Here is a 2057-nt window from a genome sequence, read left to right as displayed (position 1 = left end):
AGGCTTTCTGCGCCGAGCTGTCGGCGGCGCAGGTTTGGGGCTATCAATCTGTCGGCAATTAGTCCGCCAATTAGGCGGACAGATTTGGGCAACTTCTCTAGGGAAGGGGCAAGGTAGTCAGTTTTATGTGACTTTACCTGTGTTGGTGAATTGATGGGGTAAAAGTAGGGGCAATTCATGAATTGCCCCTACTTTTGCAATCGTTGAAAAATGATAAGTTATTTAATCCACTAAGTTAATCGATTCAACTGTTTTAATTAGATCTCTCTTACTGGAAATAATATCTAATCGATCCTACCCCGAATCTCAAATTGCTGATGATTTAATCGATCTACTAATTGCTTACAATGATAAGGATCCAGAGAATTGGCAATGCCAATATGTGGGATGAACGGAATATCTAGGCGAAGTTCGTCTGCAATGATTCCGGTATATAAATAGAGTCATTATTCCTCTGTTGTATCTGCTCTATCGGTGGCGATGTTAGCGACTACAGCAGCAAAATCTGAATCGTCTTTGAAAATACCTGCAAACTTGAGCATCGGGTGCGGTGTTTTAACTGGAGTAATAGGTATTTGGTGTTTTAGCCGTTCTACTTCGGCTTCTAATAAAGCAACTCTTTTTTCTAGTTGTACTGACATCATTTATTAGTCCTTATGGCTCTAGCTCTATTATATCTAACATTTGTTGGCGCAGCCTCTCTTGTATAAAATCTATCGTAACTAAGGCGATCGATATTAATATCACCGCAGATCGCACCAGAGTCAATCGAGTGTTAACATCGATTTTCCACGGGAGAGGCTGCGCCAACGAATAATTGGGAATAATAGATCGAGTTGTCGATCGTTAGAATTAGTGTTTGCATAAGGTCATTTTGTAAAAATTTGCTTACCCTACAAAACTTTAATGTTTAAATGTTATTTTTGACTAAAAATTGGGAATAGTAAGGTAATAGCATACTAAACACGAGAGAAAGAGCTAGGCAAGCAATGATAGATGTTGTTATTACTTTAGGGACTTTAGCCCTAGACGCATATACAATTTTCACTAAGGATGATAACGATAGTGATATTGATACTGAGAGCTTAATTCTAGAGAGATTAGAATTTGCAAAAGTCTGCGTTAGTCTCTGGGCACACTGCTGCTCTCTCGATGGTGAGTTTACGGAAGAAGAAGACGAAATGACCGACAGTATGATTTCTTCTTTGTTTGATGATGATTCTCTATTCCCTGAAGAACTTACAAATCAAGAGGTTGTCGCGGAAATACTAATTGAGACCTTTAACGACCCGTTACCAATAGGATCAATTATAGATACTGCTAAAGATAATCATCAATTAGCTGCAATTTTTTATCAGGATGCCTGTCTCATTTTTACAGCAGACGGAACTATCGAAGATGAAGAAAGAGAATTTTTGGATGATCTGGCAAGTGAGCTTGGATTGTCTCGAATGGACAAAAAAATGATCGATAGAAAATATTTGAAGCTTGCAATTGTATAAATATAATTAATTTGGTTTCGCTATAGCTCTCTCCAACCGACAATTCTCTATCCGGCTGAGGACATATCCCCGACTTTTTCAAAAAGTCGGGGATATAGCAGTAATGGTGACAATAACCGCAGACAGTAAACTTATCCGACTTTACTCAGAATTTGAGCAACAACAGTCATACTTTCCTCATATAATAAATCGCGCCCCCAGCGTTGGAGATACTCAGCGAGTAAATCTTCTGCATTGCGCTCGGCGAGGGAAGTTACTTCCTCCACCCGTGCTGTTTGCGTACCGCCTCTGGTTTCCATCTGCATACAGCCAGCTACTTCTGAACAGAGAACGGTACTACAGTTGGCTTTGGGATTGGTAGATGTGAGGCGGACACCCATGATGTCGCCTGGAATCTCACCGGAATCAGCCGTAGGCATTCCCGCGAGTTCGGTATGAATTTTGCGTCCGTCGGGAGCGACAAAATCGATTTCGCGCAAGTCGTAGTCACCACCAGAATGAATATAACTGGTGGGTTGCCATTGGAGGCGACTGGCGAGCCAACCTAGGAACATC

The 2057-nt window shown here is 41.2% G+C and carries 4 protein-coding genes; 2 read left to right on the top strand and 2 right to left on the bottom strand.

Going from position 1 to position 2057, the window contains the following annotated elements; all coding sequences use genetic code 11:
- Nucleotides 1-7 precede the first annotated feature (7 nt).
- Nucleotides 8-154, top strand: a complete 147-nt coding sequence (locus tag RMO55_RS02540; protein ID WP_310423011.1) for an ATP-binding protein — start codon at nucleotides 8-10, stop codon at nucleotides 152-154.
- Between the two features lie 292 nt (nucleotides 155-446).
- Here RMO55_RS02540 and RMO55_RS02535 read toward each other — a convergent pair whose 3' ends face one another.
- On the bottom strand, nucleotides 447-644 hold the full coding sequence (locus tag RMO55_RS02535) for a hypothetical protein (RefSeq protein WP_310423008.1): 198 nt from the start codon (nucleotides 642-644) through the stop codon (nucleotides 447-449).
- 345 nt (nucleotides 645-989) lie between these two features.
- Between RMO55_RS02535 and RMO55_RS02530 the strand changes: the two genes are divergently transcribed.
- Nucleotides 990-1502 carry a hypothetical protein gene (locus RMO55_RS02530; protein WP_310423005.1) on the top strand — a complete coding sequence of 171 codons (513 nt, stop codon included), beginning with the start codon at nucleotides 990-992 and terminating at the stop codon, nucleotides 1500-1502.
- Nucleotides 1503-1633: 131 nt separating this feature from the next.
- Here RMO55_RS02530 and RMO55_RS02525 read toward each other — a convergent pair.
- Nucleotides 1634-2057, bottom strand: a 424-nt coding sequence (locus RMO55_RS02525) for an OpcA/G6PD domain-containing protein (RefSeq protein ID WP_396134150.1), incomplete at its 5' end; no start/stop codon positions are given.

The organism is Chamaesiphon sp. VAR_48_metabat_135_sub (genome assembly GCF_031418915.1).
In the GTDB taxonomy this organism is placed as follows: Bacteria; Cyanobacteriota; Cyanobacteriia; order Cyanobacteriales; family Chamaesiphonaceae; genus Chamaesiphon.
Note: the sequence above shows the minus strand (reverse complement) of the source record. Positions and strands in the feature narration are given on the sequence as shown.

Excerpts from the sequence above, each read along its gene's own strand:
- RMO55_RS02535 (WP_310423008.1), bottom strand. The coding sequence starts at position 644 with ATGATGTCAGTACAACTAGAAAAAAGAGTTGCTTTATTAGAAGCCGAA.
- RMO55_RS02530 (WP_310423005.1), top strand. The coding sequence starts at position 990 with ATGATAGATGTTGTTATTACTTTAGGGACTTTAGCCCTAGACGCATAT.